The organism is Pseudomonas sp. 13B_3.2_Bac1 (assembly GCF_025466205.1).
GTDB lineage: Bacteria > Pseudomonadota > Gammaproteobacteria > Pseudomonadales > Pseudomonadaceae > Aquipseudomonas > Aquipseudomonas fluorescens_H.
Genome location: NZ_JANLOG010000018.1, coordinates 1 through 17,568, shown reverse-complemented (window position 1 = coordinate 17,568; position 17,568 = coordinate 1). Strand labels below are relative to the sequence as shown.

Annotated in this window: 16 protein-coding genes; 9 read left to right on the top strand and 7 right to left on the bottom strand. The window is 60.9% G+C overall.

The features are described from left to right. The first annotated feature begins 45 nt into the window (after positions 1 to 45). From NTD85_RS03070 to NTD85_RS03030, 8 genes are all read left to right on the top strand, one after another. A complete protein-coding gene (locus NTD85_RS03070) occupies positions 46 to 1,329 on the top strand; it encodes an NAD(P)/FAD-dependent oxidoreductase (protein WP_262141400.1) in 1,284 nt (427 codons plus the stop codon). A gap of 368 nt (positions 1,330 to 1,697) precedes the next feature. Further along, positions 1,698 to 2,831, top strand: a complete 1,134-nt coding sequence (locus NTD85_RS03065) for a branched-chain amino acid ABC transporter substrate-binding protein (RefSeq protein WP_003221158.1) — start codon at positions 1,698 to 1,700, stop codon at positions 2,829 to 2,831. A 239-nt stretch (positions 2,832 to 3,070) separates the two neighbouring features. Then, positions 3,071 to 3,985 carry an ABC transporter permease subunit gene (locus NTD85_RS03055; protein ID WP_003221160.1) on the top strand — a complete coding sequence of 305 codons (915 nt, stop codon included), beginning with the start codon at positions 3,071 to 3,073 and terminating at the stop codon, positions 3,983 to 3,985. Between the two features lie 3 nt (positions 3,986 to 3,988). Beyond that, positions 3,989 to 5,290 (top strand): high-affinity branched-chain amino acid ABC transporter permease LivM, encoded by a 1,302-nt coding sequence (gene livM, locus NTD85_RS03050; RefSeq protein WP_003221162.1) that lies wholly within the window; start codon positions 3,989 to 3,991, stop codon positions 5,288 to 5,290. Beyond that, positions 5,287 to 6,159: an ABC transporter ATP-binding protein gene (locus tag NTD85_RS03045; protein WP_103485078.1), complete on the top strand. Its 873-nt coding sequence runs from the start codon at positions 5,287 to 5,289 to the stop codon at positions 6,157 to 6,159. The genes livM and NTD85_RS03045 overlap by 4 nt, the downstream gene beginning before the upstream one ends. Then, positions 6,156 to 6,872 (top strand): ABC transporter ATP-binding protein, encoded by a 717-nt coding sequence (locus NTD85_RS03040; protein ID WP_047600666.1) that lies wholly within the window; start codon positions 6,156 to 6,158, stop codon positions 6,870 to 6,872. Before NTD85_RS03045 ends, NTD85_RS03040 begins: the two co-directional genes overlap by 4 nt. An 838-nt stretch (positions 6,873 to 7,710) precedes the next feature. After that, positions 7,711 to 8,475, top strand: coding sequence for an SDR family oxidoreductase (locus tag NTD85_RS03035; RefSeq protein ID WP_003221168.1), 765 nt, complete (start codon positions 7,711 to 7,713; stop codon positions 8,473 to 8,475). Positions 8,476 to 8,674: 199 nt separating this feature from the next. Next, positions 8,675 to 9,580 (top strand): cation diffusion facilitator family transporter, encoded by a 906-nt coding sequence (locus tag NTD85_RS03030; protein WP_003221170.1) that lies wholly within the window; start codon positions 8,675 to 8,677, stop codon positions 9,578 to 9,580. 130 nt (positions 9,581 to 9,710) lie between these two features. Here NTD85_RS03030 and NTD85_RS03025 read toward each other — a convergent pair whose 3' ends face one another. The 7 genes from NTD85_RS03025 to NTD85_RS02995 form a co-directional block, all read right to left on the bottom strand. Beyond that, positions 9,711 to 10,844, bottom strand: coding sequence for an AGE family epimerase/isomerase (locus tag NTD85_RS03025; RefSeq protein WP_262141399.1), 1,134 nt, complete (start codon positions 10,842 to 10,844; stop codon positions 9,711 to 9,713). A 183-nt stretch (positions 10,845 to 11,027) separates the two neighbouring features. Further along, positions 11,028 to 11,600, bottom strand: coding sequence for a HupE/UreJ family protein (locus NTD85_RS03020; protein WP_003221174.1), 573 nt, complete (start codon positions 11,598 to 11,600; stop codon positions 11,028 to 11,030). A gap of 27 nt (positions 11,601 to 11,627) precedes the next feature. Further along, on the bottom strand, positions 11,628 to 12,242 hold the full coding sequence (gene ureG / locus NTD85_RS03015; RefSeq protein ID WP_003221176.1) for an urease accessory protein UreG: 615 nt from the start codon (positions 12,240 to 12,242) through the stop codon (positions 11,628 to 11,630). 24 nt (positions 12,243 to 12,266) lie between these two features. After that, positions 12,267 to 12,941, bottom strand: a complete 675-nt coding sequence (locus NTD85_RS03010; RefSeq protein ID WP_262141398.1) for an urease accessory protein UreF — start codon at positions 12,939 to 12,941, stop codon at positions 12,267 to 12,269. Then, positions 12,938 to 13,438: an urease accessory protein UreE gene (gene ureE / locus NTD85_RS03005; protein WP_003221180.1), complete on the bottom strand. Its 501-nt coding sequence runs from the start codon at positions 13,436 to 13,438 to the stop codon at positions 12,938 to 12,940. Before ureE ends, NTD85_RS03010 begins: the two co-directional genes overlap by 4 nt. A gap of 298 nt (positions 13,439 to 13,736) precedes the next feature. After that, positions 13,737 to 14,369, bottom strand: a complete 633-nt coding sequence (locus tag NTD85_RS03000) for a TetR family transcriptional regulator (protein WP_045122272.1) — start codon at positions 14,367 to 14,369, stop codon at positions 13,737 to 13,739. Between the two features lie 174 nt (positions 14,370 to 14,543). Next, positions 14,544 to 15,092: a hypothetical protein gene (locus NTD85_RS02995; RefSeq protein WP_201135928.1), complete on the bottom strand. Its 549-nt coding sequence runs from the start codon at positions 15,090 to 15,092 to the stop codon at positions 14,544 to 14,546. A gap of 385 nt (positions 15,093 to 15,477) precedes the next feature. On the opposite strand from NTD85_RS02995, the gene NTD85_RS02990 reads away from it, so the two are divergent. Continuing rightward, entirely contained in the window at positions 15,478 to 17,553 is a 2,076-nt protein-coding gene (locus NTD85_RS02990; protein ID WP_103486493.1) for an AsmA family protein, read from the top strand. Positions 17,554 to 17,568 lie beyond the last annotated feature (15 nt).

Below are 17,568 nucleotides of genomic sequence, written 5' to 3'. Positions count from 1 at the left end.
ACAGGATCAGCAGTGTGTTTGGCAGGTTTCTGTTGGAGTCTGGCAATGCCGTTACGCGAAGAATGTCTGTGGGAAAAACTCACGCCGCAGCGCCCGGATAACACCGCGCTACGGGGCGAGGTCAAAGTCGATGTCTGCGTGATCGGTGCCGGGTTTACCGGGTTGTCGGCGGCGCTGCATCTGTTGGAGAAGGGCAAAAGCGTCTGCGTGCTCGAAGCGCATCGTGCCGGGCATGGCGGCTCCGGACGCAACGTCGGGTTGGTCAACGCCGGCATGTGGATCCCGCCGGACGAGATCGAAGCCGGATTCGGCGAAGCCGTCGGCAGTCAGCTCAACCGTATGCTCGGGGCGGCGCCAGCGCTGGTGTTCAGCCTTGTGGATAAATACAACATCGATTGCCAGTTGCGCCGCGAAGGCACCCTGCACATGGCGCACAACGCCAAGGGCGAAGCGGATCTGCGCAGTCGCGAGCAACAATGGAAGCGCCGCGGGGCGCCGGTCGAGCTGCTCACCGGCAAGGCCTGCGAACAAGCCACCGGTACGCAGAAGATTGCTGCGGCGCTGCTCGACCGGCGTGCCGGCACGCTCAACCCGATGGCCTATGTCACCGGCCTGGCCAACGCGGTGAAGGGGCTGGGCGGGCAGATGTTCGATCACTCGCCAGTGACCCGTCTCGAGCGCATGGGCCAGCAATGGTCAGTGCAGACCGAGCACGGTTCGGTGCTCGCCGAGCAAGTGGTGATCGCCTCCAACGCCTACACCGAAGGCGACTGGACCGAACTCAAGCGCAATTTCTTCCCCGGTTACTACTATCAGGTCGCTTCGGTGCCGCTGACCGAAGACGCGGCCCATGACATCCTCCCCGGCGGACAGGGCTCGTGGGACACGCGCCAGGTGCTGAGCAGCATCCGTCGTGACAAGGATGGCCGGTTGTTGCTCGGCAGCCTGGGCAACGGCAATCAGAAACCGACGTGGTTCCTCAAAGCCTGGGCCGACCGGGTGCAGCAACATTACTTCCCCCATCTGAAACCGGTGGAATGGGAATGCACCTGGACCGGGCGCATCGCCTTCACCCCCGATCATTTGATGCGGCTATTCGAGCCGGCGCCCGGACTGGTGGCCGTCACCGGTTACAACGGCCGTGGCGTGACCACCGGCACTGTGGTCGGCAAAGCCTTCGCCGACTACCTGTGTAACGGAAATCCTCAAGCCCTGCCGATCCCCTTCGCACCGATGCAGCCCCTGGCCGGTGTCGGCCTGCGCAGTTGCCTGTACGAAGCCGGGTTCTCGCTGTATCACGCGGGCCAGTGCCTGCGCATCGTCATCTGAGTGTTGAAATATGTTGCCGGAAGCGGCGCTTTTCGATGCAGCGACTAGCCTGTAATGGTGCGGGTTGTAGCAGTCCCGCACCAGCAGTGTGCAGTTCGGTGACGCGAGCTGTTACAGGCTGGTTGCACGTCGTTTGGTGCCGCGGTTGCAATGATGGCGCAAGCGGGTTGCGCCTCAGATTTAAAAAGGTTTCACCTTCCGCGGTTTAGACGGTTGCACGCCCAATGAAAATGGGAACGAAACAGTCGAAATAACAAGAAAGCAGCGACTTTTTGAAGAATAAAAAACCGATGGCACGGCGCTTGCTCAGAGCATTTAGTGAAGTGAAGTCGCAGTGCCAACTAAAAAAAACCTTGGAGCACCACCTCATGTCCCAGACGTTTTACAAGAAAGGCTTTCTGGCCCTCGCAGTGGCTACTGCGTTGGGTGTTTCTGCGTTTGCTCAAGCTGATGTGAAAATCGGTGTAGCGGGTCCAATGACTGGCGCCAACGCGGCATTTGGCGAGCAGTACATGAAGGGTGCACAGGCAGCGGCGGACGCGGTCAACGCGGCGGGCGGCGTCAACGGCGAGAAAATCGTACTGGTCAAGGGCGATGACGCCTGCGAACCGAAGCAGGCGGTGACGGTTGCCAAGGATCTGGTGAACCAGAAAGTTGCCGGCGTGGTCGGCCACTTCTGCTCTTCCTCCACCATTCCAGCCTCGGAAATCTACGACGAAGCCGGCGTTATCGCGATCACCCCGGGTTCCACCAACCCGCAGGTGACCGAGCGCGGTCTGAGCGCGATGTTCCGTATGTGCGGGCGTGACGACCAGCAAGGCATTGTCGCTGGCGACTACATCGTCGACGTGCTCAAGGGCAAGAAAGTCGCGGTGATCCACGACAAGGACACCTACGGTCAAGGTCTGGCCGATGCGACCAAGGCTCAGTTGATCAAACGCGGCGTGACCCCGGTGATCTACGAAGGCCTGACCCGTGGCGAGAAAGACTTCAGCGCCCTGGTCACCAAGATCCGCGCCGCTGGCGCCGACGTCGTGTACTTCGGCGGTCTGCACCCGGAAGCCGGCCCACTGGTCAAGCAACTGCGCACCGAAGGCCTGAAAGACGTGAAGTTCATGTCTGACGACGGCATCGTTACCGACGAACTGGTGACCACCGCCGGTGGCCCGCAATACGTTGACGGCGTGCTGATGACCTTCGGCGCCGACCCGCGCCTGCTGCCGGAAAGCAAGGCCGTGGTCGAGCAGTTCCGCAAGGCCGGGACCGAGCCTGAAGGCTACACCCTGTACGCCTACGCTTCGATTCAGGCCCTGGCGGCCGGTTTCAATGGCGCCAAGTCCAACAGTGGCGAAAAAGCCGCCGAGTGGCTGAAGGCCAACCCGGTGAAAACCGTCATGGGTGAGAAGTCCTGGGACAAGAAAGGCGACCTGAAAGTGTCCGACTACGTGGTTTACCAGTGGGACGCGAGCGGCAAATACCATCAGCTGGAAAAACAGAAGTAAGGGCTGACGCGATCATCCGAACACCATGAACCCCTGTGGGAGCGGGCTTGCTCGCGAATGCGGGGTGTCAGTCGCCATCAACGGTAGCTGATACACCGCATTCGCGAGCAAGCCCGCTCCCACAGGAGGCGATGGTGTTGGGGGGAACGTGTCTGCATTGCTCCGACGTAAATCTGTATTTTTCCTAGAGGAACCGCCCGCTCACAGGTGGGCAGGTTCTCATTGCGTGAGATTGCGTTATGGATGGTATTTTCCTGCAGCAACTGGTCAACGGCCTGACCCTCGGGTCGGTCTATGGCCTGATCGCCATCGGCTACACAATGGTCTACGGCATCATCGGCATGATCAACTTCGCCCACGGCGAGGTTTACATGATTTCCGCTTACCTGGCGGCAATCAGTCTGGCTCTGCTGGCTTACTTCGGTATCGAATCCTTCCCGCTGTTGATGCTCGGCACGCTGGTCTTCACCATCGTCGTCACCGGCGTCTATGGCTGGGTAATCGAACGCGTCGCCTACAAACCTCTGCGCAACTCCACCCGACTGGCACCGCTGATCAGCGCCATCGGCATCTCCCTGATCCTGCAAAACTATGCCCAGATCAGCCAGGGCGCCCGCCAACAGGGTGTTCCGACGCTGCTCACCGGTGCCTGGCGCATCGACGTCGGCACAGGTTTCGTCCAGCTCACCTACACCAAGGTGTTCATTCTGGTCGCCGCGTTCGTCGGCATGGGCCTGCTGACCTACGTGATCAAGTACACCAAGCTCGGCCGCATGTGCCGCGCCACCCAGCAAGACCGCAAGATGGCTTCGATTCTCGGGATCAACACCGACCGGGTGATTTCCTACGTGTTCATCATCGGTGCAGCGATGGCGGCCCTGGCCGGCGTGCTGATCACCATGAACTACGGCACGTTCGACTTCTACGCAGGCTTCGTCATCGGCATCAAGGCGTTCACCGCCGCCGTGCTGGGCGGGATCGGCTCACTGCCCGGCGCGATGCTCGGCGGGATCATTCTCGGGATCTCCGAGTCGCTGTTCTCGGGCCTGGTCAACTCCGACTACAAAGACGTGTTCAGCTTCTCGCTGCTCGTACTTGTTCTGGTCTTCCGGCCTCAGGGTCTGTTGGGCCGTCCTCTTGTGTCGAAGGTGTAAGCGATGTCTTCAACCACCCAAAAATCCATCGATATCAAAAAAAGTCTGGTTGAGGCGATTCTGGCCGGCCTCATTGCCCTGATCGTGTTCGGCCCGATTGTCGGCGTCGTGCTCGAAGGCTACAGCTTCAATCTTGAGCCGACCCGCGTCGCGTGGCTTATCGGCATTGTGATGATCGGCCGTTTTGCCTTGAGTCTGTTTCTGCAGACGCCCAGGGGCCTGAAGATTCTCGACGGATTCGAGAGCACCGGTTCCGGTGTACACGTACTGCCTGCCGATCACAAATCCTCGCTGCGCTGGATCATCCCGCTGCTGATTGTGCTCGCGGTCATCGTGCCGTTTGTCTCCAACTCGTACCTGCTGGGCGTGGTCATCCTCGGGTTGATCTACGTGCTGCTGGGGCTGGGGCTGAACATCGTGGTCGGTCTGGCCGGCCTGCTCGACCTCGGTTACGTGGCGTTCTACGCCATCGGTGCCTACGGTCTGGCGCTGGGTTATCAATACCTCGGGCTGGGCTTCTGGACCGTGCTGCCACTGGCGGCGATCACCGCAGGCCTGGCCGGCTGCATCCTCGGTTTCCCGGTGCTGCGTCTGCACGGTGACTATCTGGCGATCGTGACCCTGGGCTTCGGTGAAATCATCCGCCTGATCCTCAACAACTGGCTGTCGCTGACCGGCGGTCCGAACGGGATGCCGGCGCCACTGCCGACGTTCTTCGGCCTGGAATTTGGCAAACGGGCCAAGGATGGTGGGGTGCCGTTCCATGAGTTTTTCGGCATCGCCTACAACCCGGACGTGAAGTATTACTTCATCTACGCGGTGTTGTTCCTGGTGGTGCTGGCCGTGCTGTACATCAAGCATCGTCTGGTGAAAATGCCGGTGGGTCGCGCCTGGGAAGCGCTGCGCGAAGATGAAATCGCCTGCCGCTCGATGGGCCTCAACCATGTGCTGGTCAAGCTCTCGGCGTTCACTATCGGTGCATCGACCGCCGGGCTGGCCGGGGTGTTTTTCGCCACCTATCAAGGCTTCGTCAACCCGACCTCGTTCACCTTCTTCGAATCGGCACTGATCCTCGCCATCGTCGTGCTCGGCGGCATGGGCTCGACCATCGGCGTGGTGATTGCAGCGTTCGTGCTGACGGTTGCCCCGGAACTGCTGCGCGGCTTCGCCGAATACCGCGTGCTGCTGTTCGGCATTCTGATGGTGTTGATGATGATCTGGCGACCACGCGGGCTGATCCGCATCAGCCGTACCGGGGTCACTCCACGCAAAGGTGCCATTCACTATGAGAGGACTGCGCCATGAGTGAAGTCGTACTCTCTGTGGAAAAACTGATGATGCACTTCGGTGGCATCAAGGCCTTGAGCGATGTCAGTCTCAAGGTCAAACGCAACTCGATCTTCGCTCTGATCGGCCCCAACGGCGCCGGCAAGACCACGGTGTTCAACTGCCTGACCGGTTTCTACAAGGCCTCCGGCGGCAAGATCGAACTCAACGTGCGCGGCAAGCAGACCAACGTCATCCAGCTACTGGGCGAATCGTTCAAGCCGACCGACTTCGTGTCGCCGAAAAGCTTCCTCAGTCGCCTGTACTACAAGATGTTCGGCGGTACGCACTTGGTGAACCGCGCCGGCCTGGCCCGGACGTTCCAGAACATTCGCCTGTTCAAGGAAATGTCGGTGCTGGAAAATCTGTTGGTGGCGCAGCACATGTGGGTCAACCGCAACATGCTCGCCGGCATCCTCAACACCAAGGGCTACCGCAAGGCCGAAAGCGATGCGCTGGACTGCGCCTTCTACTGGCTGGAAGTGGTCGATCTGGTGGACTGCGCCAACCGTCTGGCCGGTGAACTGTCCTACGGTCAGCAACGCCGTCTGGAAATCGCCCGGGCCATGTGCACGCGGCCGCAGATCATCTGCCTCGACGAACCGGCCGCCGGCCTCAACCCTCAGGAAACCGAAGCGCTGAGCGCGATGATCCGGCTGCTGCGCGACGAGCACGATCTGACCGTGGTGCTGATCGAACACGACATGGGCATGGTCATGAGCATTTCCGACCACATCGTGGTGCTGGATCACGGCGTGGTCATCGCCGAAGGCGGGCCCGACGCGATCCGCCACGATCCAAAAGTGATTGCCGCCTACCTGGGCGCCGACGAAGAGGAGCTGGTATGAGCAAACCGATCCTCGAACTGAAAGACCTGGACGTGTTCTACGGCCCGATCCAGGCCCTCAAAGGCGTGTCGCTGCAGATCAACGAAGGCGAGACCGTCAGCCTGATCGGCTCCAACGGCGCGGGTAAATCGACGCTGCTGATGTCGATCTTCGGCCAGCCGCGCGCGGCGGGCGGGCAGATCCTCTATCAAGGCGTCGACATCACTCACAAGTCCTCGCACTACATCGCCTCCAACGGCATTGCGCAGTCGCCGGAAGGGCGGCGGGTGTTCCCCGACATGACCGTCGAGGAGAACCTGCTGATGGGCACCATCCCGATTGGCGACAAGTACGCCAAGGAGGATATGCAGCGCATGTTCGAGCTGTTCCCGCGGCTCGAAGAGCGCCGTACCCAGCGGGCGATGACCATGTCCGGCGGCGAGCAACAAATGCTCGCCATCGCCCGTGCGCTGATGAGCCGGCCGAAATTGCTGCTGCTCGATGAACCGAGCCTGGGCCTGGCGCCGATCGTGGTGAAACAGATCTTCGCCACCCTGCGGGAACTGGCGAAAACCGGCATGACCATTTTCCTCGTCGAGCAGAACGCCAACCATGCGCTGAAGCTGTCGGATCGGGCGTACGTGATGGTCAACGGCGAGATTCGCCTGACTGGCACTGGTAAAGAGCTGCTGGTGAATGAGGAGGTGCGCAACGCTTATCTGGGCGGGCACTGATTCTGCTTGAGTTGTCCACAAGCCCCGCGACGAAAGTCCCGGGGCTTTTTACATCTCAAATCCAGCACAAGTCCCTTGTGGGAGCGGGCTTGCTCGCGAAGAGGGTGTGTCAGATAACGCCGTGTTTGATGACACACCCTCTTCGCGAGCAAGCCCGCTCCCACAGTTGATCTACGCCAGATTTCAGAATTGTGGAAAACAAATTCCCACACCTGCCAAAGCGCGACATATAGACGCTGCAAATGGCTGTTTTTCCACAGTTTCGACTTGTCCCCGTTTGCTGTGGAGCTGGCTGTGAATAACGTGGGTGTAGCTGTCTGCAGGCCATTGGAACCGTGGCTTGTAGCGTGGTGATTGTTTTTTGATCAGGTGCTTTTGCGATAACGATAGACGCCTTTGTCAACCTTTTTATGGCCGCTGCAGAATCGGCAATTCCATGTGCGCAAGCTTGTGGATAAGTCTGTGATTAAACTCTGGAAAGACCGCGCGGAGCACCGTGATTACTGGCCTCGCGCAAACACGGCTGTGACCGTGCAGTCGTGCAGAATGCCATCACCGGCACAACTGTCAGATCAGGGTCAAGCAAAAAACTTTCTATTTCGCCCGCAAAGCCTTGTGTGGCGCGGCTTTACGCTTTTTCACTTGCCCCCGGAAACTGTGGAAGGGGCTGTGGATAACATGCGTGCACATGGCTACAGGCCACGGTGCATATGGCGTGGCGGCCATTGATCAATTAATGAGCAGGATTCGGTGGTTGCCGGTTAAAGCGGGGCCGGGCATGCTGCCTGCTGATTGTCCATTCCAATGACCGCACGGCGGTCGATGCAAGGAGAACACGATGTCCAACACCCTGTTTATTACCGGCGCGACGTCCGGTTTTGGTGAAGCCTGTGCCCGTCGTTTTGCCGAGGCAGGCTGGAAACTGGTGCTGACCGGTCGTCGTGAGGAACGCCTGAATGCGCTGTGCGCAGAACTGTCGAAGCAGACCGAAGTGCATGGTCTGGTGCTCGACGTGCGTGACCGCAAGGCGATGGAAGAGGCAATTGCCAATCTGCCGCCGTCGTTCGCCAAGCTGCGTGGCCTGATCAACAACGCCGGGCTGGCGCTGGGCGTCGATCCGGCGCCCAAATGCGACCTCGACGACTGGGACACCATGGTCGATACCAACGTCAAAGGCCTGATGTACAGCACCCGTCTGCTGTTGCCACGGTTGATCGCCCACGGCCGTGGCGCCGGTATCGTCAACCTCGGCTCCATCGCCGGAAACTACCCGTACCCGGGCAGCCACGTGTATGGCGCGACCAAGGCGTTCGTCAAGCAATTCTCGCTGAACCTGCGTTGCGACCTGCAGGGCACTGGCGTGCGTGTCAGCAACATCGAGCCGGGTCTGTGCGAAAGCGAGTTCTCGCTGGTGCGCTTTGCCGGTGACCAGGAACGCTACAACGCGACCTACGCCGGGGCCGAGCCGATCCAGCCGCAGGACATCGCCGAGACGATATTCTGGGTGCTCAACGCGCCAGCACACATCAACATCAACAGCCTGGAGCTGATGCCGGTGAGCCAGACCTGGGCGGGGTTTGCGATCGAGCGTAACAAGGCGTAAGACCCTGTGGCGAGGGAGCTTGCTCCCGCTGGACTGCGCAGCAGGCCCGTTTTTTTGAACTGAAGAGCGGGGGGCGCTCCGCACCCCAGCGGGAGCAAGCTCCCTCGCCACAAAACCGGGCAAAATCGCCAATAAGGTAAACTCATCTCCGACAAACCCCACCGCACCCCGCGGTTCAAAGGTTTTTAGAGGAGGCTACGTGAGTAACCGAGGTGAGCAGTCACTGCTCAAACAATCGACCATCCTGATGTTCGCGGTGTCGATTGCCGGGATCGCTACCGGTTTTGTTTCAGGTTCCCAATCCATCCTTTTCGATGGTTTTTTCTCGCTGATCGCAACGTTCATCAAAGTGCTGATGCTGATCACCGCCCGGCTGATCGCCAAGGAAAGCAATCACCGTTTTCAGTTCGGTTTCTGGCATCTGGAGCCGATGGTGCTGCTGATCGAAGGCAGCTTCCTGCTGTTGATCGCTATCTATGCCTTTCTCAACGGTGTGTTCGGCATCATCAACGGCGGCCGCGAGATCGAGCTGGGCTTGGTGATCATTTATGCGGCGGTGTTCACCGTCGTCGAGTTCGCCTACTTCTTCTACGTGCGTCGGCGCAATCGCAAGCTCAAGTCGAGCCTGATCCAGTTCGACAACATCAGTTGGCTGGTGGACGCGATGCTCTCGGTCGGCCTGTTGATCAGTTTTCTCGCCGCGTTGCTGCTCAAGGCCCAGGGCTTTGACGAGTGGGCGAAGTTTGTCGACCCGCTGATCCTGATCGTCCTGGCGCTGACCATGTTGCCGCCGGCGTTCAAGATCCTCGGCCCGGCGTTGCGCGATGTACTGGGTATTGCCCCGGACACCCTGGATGATCAGGTGCGCCAGGTTATGGAGGCGGCAAAGGTCGAGCATGGTTTCGACGATTACGTGACCTACGTGCAGAAGCACGGGCGGGCGCGGTTCATCGAGATTCATGTGGTGTTGCCGGCGGATTACCGGCTGCAGAGCGTGGGGCAGCTGGATGCGTTGCGTGAGGAAATCTCGGCGCAGCTCGGCGAGCCGGATGCGGCGCGCTGGTTGACCATCAGCTTTACCGGTGACAAGAAGTGGATTGCCTGATTCAGAGCTGCTGAATCTCCTGTGGCGAGCGAGCTTGCTCGCGCTGGGCTGCGAAGCGGCCCCAGATTTTTGTGAGTGCTGCGCACTCAAGCGGGAGCAAGCTCCCTCGCCACAGGATAGGTTCAGTCAGTTAGTTCAGATATTCGGCTAAACCGCTGTAGCACGTCGCCAAGTGATAAGGCGTCGTCGAAGGCATGTCCTTGCGGCTGACCTCTCCCTGTTCATCCCGGCATTCATGCCACCCGCCCACATGCAGAAATCGCTGTTGCAGCGCCTGCAACTGGCGCAGCACTGTAGCTTCGCTGCCCGCACGCAAGGTCAGCGCGCGCAGGTATTCAGCCTGAGCCCAGATCCGCTGAGTCGAATCTTTCGGGCGACCGTCCAGTTGCAGATCGAGCATCGCCCGCACCGCACCTGAAGGTTGTTCAACGCCGAATTGCTCGGTGAAAGCGAATGCCCGGTCCAGCGCTGCATGCAGTTTCGAACCACGCAGCAGGGCTGAAGACTCAAGCAGGAAATACCATTCGAACTGATGCCCTGGCTCGTACCAGTTATCCACAACCCCCAGCGGTTTCTCCATCAGCACGCCATGTTGCGGGTCGACGAACTGCTTGTGCATGGCTGTGCATAACTCCACCAGCGCTTGCTGCGTCGACGCGTCTTCGCGTACCGCGAGGGTGGCGAGGAACGCTTCGGCCAGGTGCATCAGCGGGTTTTGCAGCGGGCCGGTTTGCAGGGTGATCCAGTCGCGGTCCAGGCACGCTTCGTACAGGCCGTCACCGGTGGCGAAGCGCCGGGCAATGACTTCCAGTGCGGCGTTGAGTGTGGACTCCACCAGCGGCTCGCGGGACTTGGCCCAGTAATGGGCGCAGGCGAACAGGATGAAAGCGTGGGTGTAGAGATCCTTGCGCTGATCCAGCGGCTTGCCTTGCGCGTCGATGCTGTAGAACCAGCCGCCGTGCTCGGCGTCGTGGAAATGCCGTTGCAGCGAGCGGAACAGCGCGGCGGCGCGCACCTCGGCGTTATCCACAACCCCGATCAGGCTGGAAAACAGGTACAGCTGCCGTGCGCAGGCCATCGCCCGGTAGCGTTGCGGCGGCAGCGGCTGATGTGCGGCGTCCAGTGCTTCGTAGGGCAGCGCCATGTCGGCGTTCCAGCCCGGGCCTTGCCAGAGCGGCACGATCACGTTCAGAAAGTGCTGTTGCACATCACTGAACAGGGCGGTCAATTCGGGCAGAGAGGTGGAGCGGGAAGCATGGGGCATTGGCGGACGTCGTCACGGCTGGGGCGATTGCGCGACATGGTAGCAGAGCGACGGCCTTTAGAGACGCGGTGTCTGTCAGTCCGCCTTCGCGAGCAAGCCCGCTCCCACAGGTTTTGTGTACACCGCAAATCCAGGGTGGGAGCGGGCTTGCTCGCGAAGAGGCCAGTTGCAGGCGCTAGAGAATCAACCCGCCAGCAACCATGCACCGGTCACCGCCGAAGCAGCTCCCGCCACTCGCACCAATGGTGCAGCAGCCTGAGGCAACACACGCACCAGGCCATAACCCGCCGCATGCAGCGCCGCCGTCGCCGCGACGAAACCGGCGGCATACGCCCAAGGGCTGCTCATGTCCGGCAGTTCCAGGCCATGCGCCACACCATGGAACAGCGCAAACAACGCCGTCGCCGCCACCGCCATTACCAGCGGCGGACGCACCGCCAACGCCACGGCCAGGCCCAGCGCCAGCACCGAAGCCGCAATTCCGCTTTCCAGCGCCGGCAGTTGCAGCCCTTCAAAACCGAGCATGCCGCCGATCAGCATGGTGCCGACGAATGTGCAGGGCAGCGCCCAGCGTGCCGCGCCTTGCTGCTGCGCGGCCCACAGGCCGACCGCAACCATCGCCAGCAAGTGGTCGAGGCCGCCGATCGGGTGGCTGATGCCGGCGATCAAGCCGCTGTCGCCGTGGCCCGGGTGGGCGAAGGCCAGGGCCGGGGTCAGCAGCAGCGCCACGGCGCCGAGAATGCGTTTGAGTGTCATGGATAAGCTTCCTTGTTGGTCATTGAATCAGGCGGCGTTCAGCAGGCCCTGGCGCTCGATGAAGGCGATGATGTCTTCCAGGCCCTGGCCGGTTTTCTGGTTGCTGAAGACGAATGGCTTACCGTTGCGCATGCGCTTGGTGTCGCTATCCATCATTTCCAGCGAGGCACCGACCAGCGGCGCCAGGTCGATTTTGTTGATCACCAGCAGGTCGGACTTGCAGATCCCCGGCCCGCCCTTGCGCGGCAGTTTGTCGCCGGCCGAGACGTCGATCACGTAGATGGTCAGGTCCGACAGCTCCGGGCTGAAGGTCGCCGACAGGTTGTCGCCGCCGGACTCCACCAGAATCAGGTCCAGCCCCGGAAAGCGCCGGTTCAGTTGATCGACCGCTTCGAGGTTGATCGAGGCGTCTTCGCGGATCGCCGTGTGCGGGCAGCCGCCGGTCTCCACGCCGATGATCCGCTCCGGCGCCAGCGCTTCGTTGCGCACCAGAAAGTCGGCGTCTTCGCGGGTATAGATGTCGTTGGTGACGACGGCCAGGTTATAGCGGTCGCGCAGCGCCAGGCACAGGGCCAGGGTCAACGCGGTTTTGCCGGAACCGACCGGGCCGCCGATGCCGACGCGCAGGGGTTGTGTGTTCATGTGCTTCTCCAAGATGACAGGGCTCTAGGAACGGAAAAGTCGGCTGTACTGGCGCTCATGCGCCATGCACGCCAGGGACAGGCCGAATGCGGCGCTGCCGATGTGTTCGGGATTGATTTGGCTGGCGTCCTGCTGCGCCTGTTGCAGCAGCGGCAGCAATTCGCTGGTCAGGCGCTGGGCGGCTTGCTGGCCCAGCGGCAGGGTTTTCATCAGCACCGCGAGCTGGTTTTCCACCCAGCTCCACAGCCACGCGGCGAGGGCGTCCTGCGGGCTGATCTGCCAGGCGCGGGCAGCCAGTGCCCAGCCGAGGGCCAGATGCGGTTCGGCGCATTGCTCAAGAAAGCCGCGGGCCGGCGCGTCGAGTTCCGGCAAACCGTTGAGCAACTGCTGCAGCGAGTACCCCATCTGCCGGCTCTCCAGATGCAGTTCGCGGGTCTCGCGGCTGGCGCGGTGGGTTTCGCAGATGCGCAGCAACTCGGGCCAGTTTTCGTCGGCAGCGGCCTGACAATGGGCGAGCAGCAGCGGCGCTTCGAAACGGGCGAGGTTGAGCAGCAATTGATCGCTGATCCAGCGCCGGGCACTGTCCGGGTTGTGCACGCGGCCGTTATCCACCGCCATTTCCAGGCCTTGCGAATAGCTGTAGCCACCAATCGGCAGTTGCGGACTGGCCAGGCGCAACAGCGCCCAGGCTGGGTTCATAAACGAACGCCGAACTGGTGCAGTTTCGGCGCGTAGTTGAAGTCCTCGTCGCCATGCCGCGAATGATGATGACCACCGCCGTAGGCACCGTGCTCCGGCTGGAACGGCGCTTCAATCGCTTCGACTTGCGCGCCGAGCTGTTCAAGCATCGCCTTGAGCACGTAATCGTCGAGCAGGCGCAGCCAGCCGTCGCCGACTTGCAGGGCGACATGGCGGTTACCGAGGTGATAGGCGGCGCGAGTCAGTTCGAAGGCGTTGGCGCAGGTGACGTGCAGCAGTTGCTCGGGGCGGGCGCAGACGCGAACGATGCGGCCGTCTTCCGCCTGCAGGCATTCGCCGTCATATAACGGCGCCTGACCGCGCTCCAGAAACAACCCGACGTCTTCGCCATCGGCACTGAAACAGCGCAGGCGGCTCTTGCTCCGCGCTTCGAAGGTCAGGTGCAACTCGGCGGACCAGACAGGTTGAGGGTCGATTCTGCGATGAATCACCAGCATCGGAAAGCTTCCAGCAGTGGACTTGTAGAGTGGGCTAGAGCAAGGGGCTTGCCAACCGGCCGAGATGTAGGAAATCCCTGTCGGAGCGTAGTGGATGTTTCAAGATGTTGCAGAATTTTGGAAGGTTTTGGTGCGTGAAGATTTTTACATGCACCAAATATGGGCGGCGCAAAACCAATGTGGGAGCGGGCTTGCTCGCGAAAGCGGTAGGCAGTCACTTTATTGTTGACTGATACACCGCTTTCGCGAGCAAGCCCGCTCCCACAGGGGATTTGCGTTGTGTTTGAAAAAAGGCAAGTTACTCGGTACTGCCCAACCCTTGCCAGTGCTTGAGACCGATAAAGATGAAGCGCAGTTGCTGGGTGATCTTTGCCTGTGGCGTCAGATGTTCCGGCAGGGCTTCGGCGGGCGGGTCGATGATGTCCGGCAGGGTGGCGAACACCGATTTGACGATCAGGTCGGCGATCACGCTCAGGCCGGCTGCGTCCAGATGTTGCAGCTTGGGCATCAGCCTCAGGTCGGCCGCGAGGTCGGCGCTGATGTTTTCGCGCAGTCGGCCAATCGCTTGGCGCACCGGCTGCGAGCCGCCGTACTGCTCGCGGGCGAGAAACAGGAATTGCGAACGGTTGGCGCTGACCACGTCGAGGAAGATCCGCACCGACGCATCGATAATGCCGCCCATGACGAATTCGTTGTGCCGCACCAGGCGGATGGTTTCTCGGAAGGTCTGGCCGACTTCACTGACCAGCACCAGGCCCAGCTCGTCCATGTCGGCGAAATGCCGATAGAAACCGGTGGGCACGATGCCGGCGGTCTTGGTCACTTCGCGCAGGCTCAGGCTGCCGAATCCTCGGCCGCTTTCCATCAAATGGCGGGCGGCGTCCATCAGGGCGTTGCGGGTCTGTTGTTTCTGTTCGGCGCGGGGCAGCATCGCAAAGGCGTTTTCTTGAGCGGGACAAGCGCCGCACTCTAGCAAATCGGCTTTGCTGGCGTCGAACGTCGGGGGAGAGTCAATGGGGGGAAATGCGGTTTTGCGATTGGTCGGGGCTGAAAAAGTCAAAAGCCCAATCGGCTGATCGGGCTTTTTTTCCAGGCCGCCATGGGCTTAGCTCAAAGCGCTGTTGCGTTCGATCACACGGTCACCACCACCTTCAGCGAGGGTCTGGCCCTGTGGAGTGCGGTCACTACCGTCGGAAGCGAGTGTCTGGCCTTGTGGAGTGCGGTCACTGCCGTCGGATGCGAGGGTCTGGCCTTGTGGGGTGCGGTCGCTGCCGTCGGAAGCGAGGGTTTGACCTTGTGGAGTGCGGTCGCTGCCATCAGAGGCCAGAGCCTGGCCCAGTGGAGTGCGATCGGAACCGTCCTGAACCAGACCTTTCTCTTCGAGACGGTCACGGCCACCTTCTGCTACAGCTTGACCTTGTGGAGTCTTGTCGTAGCCATCTTGTACCAGGCCTTTTTCTTCCAGACGATTGCGGCCGTTTTCAGCCAGGGTCTGACCTTGTGGAGTGCGGTCACCGCCGTCAGCAGCAACAGTCTGGCTGAACACCGAGTGGCTGGTTTTTACTTGTGGGGTAGCCTGATCGGCAGCGGGCAGGGCGAAAGCAGTGCTGGCTAGCATCGACAGGGTAAGGCTGAGCAGTAATTGGCGTTTCATGATGGGTTGCTCCTTGGGAGGGCGATAAAGTGGGTACGAAGCCAATGCTACTCTCGATAAGTCGATATAAAAGTTCATAAACGCAATGGTAATAATCAACAGAATTGATTGTTCTGCCGAGGCGCTCTAGCTCGGGCGTTTGCGGGCGCTGGTTTTGCACCGCAGTGGGTATTTTCGACTCACTCGCGCCTCGCAAATGTGCGGGTGGCGGTAACGCTGTTCGACCAATCGGTCAGCATTCGCGCGATTTTTTGCCGCGGAATCTATATTCCGATTAAACCTGCGCACTGTTTGCCAGTCGTAGATTTCATGAGGGCCGCTTTGGCCCGCCGTTTCAGCTGTGCGTCGCGAAGTCGGCGTGCGGTCGTCATCAGGAGTTTTGTGCATGACGCGCACCGGAAAAATCTTCAGTTGGACCCTCGCCATCCTCGTACTGTTGCTGGCGGTACTGGTTCTGATCATCGTGTTCTTCGATTGGAACCGGATCAAACCGCCGCTCAACGCCAAAGTCTCGGAAGAACTGCATCGACCGTTCGCCATCAACGGCAACCTCGCAGTGATCTGGCAACGCGAGCCGGACGAGGGTGGCTGGCGGGCCTGGGTGCCGTGGCCGCATGTGGTGGCTGAAGACCTGACGCTGGGCAACCCGGACTGGTCGAAGCAGCCGCAGATGGTCACGCTCAAACGCGTGGAACTGCGCATCTCGCCGCTGGCCCTGTTGGCGCAACGGGTGACGATCCCGCGCATCGACCTGACCGAACCCAACGCGCAACTGCAGCGTCTGGCCGATGGTCGTGCCAACTGGACGTTCAAGTTCGATCCGAAGGACCCGAATGCCGAACCGTCGAACTGGGTGGTGGACATTGGTGCGATTGGTTTCGACAAGGGCCACGTCACCCTGGATGACCAGACGCTGAAGACCAATCTCGACGTGGTGATCGATCCGCTGGGCAAGCCGATTCCGTTCAGCGAGATCGTCGGCGACAAAGCCGCGAAAACCGCCCAGGACAAGGGCGCCGCGCCTCAAGACTATGCGTTTGCGCTGAAGGTCAAAGGCCAATATCACGGCCAGAATCTCACCGGCCAGGGCAAGATCGGCGGGCTGCTGGCGTTGCAGGATGCGAACAAGCCGTTCCCGCTGCAAGCGCAGGCGAAGATCGGCGCCACCAGCATCGAACTGGCCGGCACCCTGACCGACCCGCTCAACCTCGGCGCCCTCGATCTGCGTTTGAAACTGGCCGGCGCCAGCCTCGGCAACCTTTATCCACTGACCGGCGTGACCCTGCCGGATACGCCAGCGTATTCCACCGACGGTCATCTGATTGCCAAGTTGCATGACGCCGCTGGCGCCAAATTCACCTATGAGCAGTTCAACGGCAAGATCGGTGGCAGCGACATTCACGGTGACCTGACCTACGTCGCCAGCCAGCCACGGCCAAAACTCAGCGGCGCGTTGCTGTCCAATCAGCTGTTGTTCGCCGACCTCGCGCCGCTGATCGGCGCCGACTCGAATGACAAGCAAAAGGCCCGCGGCGGCGAGAGCAAGCAGCCGACCGACAAAGTGCTGCCGGTGGAAGAGTTCAAGACCGACCGCTGGCGCGCGATGGATGCCGACGTCGAGTTCACCGGCAAGCGCATCGTCCACAGTGAAAAACTGCCGTTCACCGACCTTTATACCCACCTGAAACTCAACGACGGCGAACTCAGCCTAGAGCCGCTGCGCTTCGGCGTGGCCGGCGGCAAGCTGGACGCGCAGATCCGCCTCAACGGTCGCACCGAACCGCTGGAAGGCCGGGCCAAACTGACCGCGCGTGGCTTCAAGCTCAAGCAGTTGTTCCCGACCTTCGAGCCGATGAAAACCAGTTTCGGCGAACTCAATGGCGATGCCGACATCAGCGGGCGCGGCAACTCCGTAGCCAAACTGCTGGGCGGGGCCAACGGCAACCTGAAGATGCTGATCAACGACGGTGCAATCAGTCGTGAACTGATGGAACTGGCGGGACTCAATGTCGGCAACTACGTGGTCGGCAAAGTCTTCGGCGACAAGGAAGTGAAGATCAACTGCGCGGCGGCGGACTTCGATATCAAGACCGGCCTGGCGAGCACGCGGCTGTTCGTGTTCGATACCGAGAACGCGATCATCTACATCGACGGCACCGCGAACATGGCCACCGAGCAACTGGATCTGACGGTAACGCCGGAATCCAAGGGCTGGCGTCTGATTTCGCTGCGTTCACCGTTGTACGTGCGTGGTAAGTTCATCAAGCCGGACGCCGGAGTCAAGGCCGTGCCGCTGATGCTGCGCGGCGCGGGGATGGTGGCGCTGGGCGTGATTGCAGCGCCGGCGGCCGGGCTGCTGGCGCTGGTGGCGCCGAGCGGTGGTGAGCCTAATCAGTGCGCGCCGTTGCTGGAGCAGATGAAGGCGGGCAAGGCGCCAGTCACTGTGAAACCTACAAAATGATCGGTGACTGATAGG

Coding starts and splice junctions, on each gene's coding strand:
- NTD85_RS02995 (WP_201135928.1), bottom strand. CDS start 15,092: ATGAAACGCCAATTACTGCTCAGCCTTACCCTGTCGATGCTAGCCAGC.
- NTD85_RS03025 (WP_262141399.1), bottom strand. CDS start 10,844: ATGCCCCATGCTTCCCGCTCCACCTCTCTGCCCGAATTGACCGCCCTG.
- NTD85_RS03055 (WP_003221160.1), top strand. CDS start 3,071: ATGGATGGTATTTTCCTGCAGCAACTGGTCAACGGCCTGACCCTCGGG.
- ureG (WP_003221176.1), bottom strand. CDS start 12,242: ATGAACACACAACCCCTGCGCGTCGGCATCGGCGGCCCGGTCGGTTCC.
- livM (WP_003221162.1), top strand. CDS start 3,989: ATGTCTTCAACCACCCAAAAATCCATCGATATCAAAAAAAGTCTGGTT.
- NTD85_RS03045 (WP_103485078.1), top strand. CDS start 5,287: ATGAGTGAAGTCGTACTCTCTGTGGAAAAACTGATGATGCACTTCGGT.
- NTD85_RS03010 (WP_262141398.1), bottom strand. CDS start 12,941: ATGAACCCAGCCTGGGCGCTGTTGCGCCTGGCCAGTCCGCAACTGCCG.
- NTD85_RS03035 (WP_003221168.1), top strand. CDS start 7,711: ATGTCCAACACCCTGTTTATTACCGGCGCGACGTCCGGTTTTGGTGAA.
- NTD85_RS03065 (WP_003221158.1), top strand. CDS start 1,698: ATGTCCCAGACGTTTTACAAGAAAGGCTTTCTGGCCCTCGCAGTGGCT.
- NTD85_RS03070 (WP_262141400.1), top strand. CDS start 46: ATGCCGTTACGCGAAGAATGTCTGTGGGAAAAACTCACGCCGCAGCGC.
- NTD85_RS02990 (WP_103486493.1), top strand. CDS start 15,478: ATGACGCGCACCGGAAAAATCTTCAGTTGGACCCTCGCCATCCTCGTA.
- NTD85_RS03000 (WP_045122272.1), bottom strand. CDS start 14,369: ATGCTGCCCCGCGCCGAACAGAAACAACAGACCCGCAACGCCCTGATG.
- ureE (WP_003221180.1), bottom strand. CDS start 13,438: ATGCTGGTGATTCATCGCAGAATCGACCCTCAACCTGTCTGGTCCGCC.
- NTD85_RS03020 (WP_003221174.1), bottom strand. CDS start 11,600: ATGACACTCAAACGCATTCTCGGCGCCGTGGCGCTGCTGCTGACCCCG.
- NTD85_RS03040 (WP_047600666.1), top strand. CDS start 6,156: ATGAGCAAACCGATCCTCGAACTGAAAGACCTGGACGTGTTCTACGGC.